Source organism: Dellaglioa sp. CoH-55-MRSF-8 (assembly GCF_056782195.1).
In genome coordinates, this window is sequence record NZ_JBXAYH010000057.1 from 1 (window position 1) to 552 (window position 552).

1 protein-coding gene is annotated in these 552 nt (G+C 56.2%); it reads right to left on the bottom strand.

From position 1 onward, the window contains the following. Nucleotides 1-300 (bottom strand): hypothetical protein (locus tag AC1RPW_RS07870; RefSeq protein ID WP_481769424.1); only part of this gene is annotated, 300 nt, incomplete at its 3' end. Between the last annotated feature and the right edge of the window lie 252 nt (nucleotides 301-552).

Sequence of the window (552 nt, forward strand, 5' to 3'; positions counted from 1 at the left end):
GGATGCGGCACGCGGTTTAATGAGGTGTTTTACACCAGACCCCTCAAAACGCGATTTTTTAGCATTTCTAAGTGTTTTTTCGTGATCAGCACGCGCCTGATCAGGATTCCTCACCAATTCCGTAGAATCCGGGCCCCATTCAAGTTCTTCATCGGCGTCTGCGTCGGCATCGAGCCCATCATCGGCGTCTGCATCTACTGTTTCGAAGTCCCCGTCCGCGTCTTCTTCGTCGGACCCGCGCACGCGCACATGGTTGTATCCGCGCTCCGCGATCTCCGCGTTGTAGTTGAGGGCCCACATGTGGGACGAGGGTCCTAGGGGAATTGAGTGCAGGACGGGCTTGATACCTAGTCCGTGGAGGACTCGAAGATGCGGGACTTGCTGGATAAGTGAGGACAAGGAAATCGGGGTTGGGGGCGTGTGGACGACTGCGATCAGCGGTCTGTACGTTAGCGTGAGTGAGGCCAGTGGATAGGAGCCGGGGGCTTGCGGATCGAGAACGAGTACGAGGTTTGTTGACATGGTGTGAATTGTTGTGTAGGATGCGCCAGT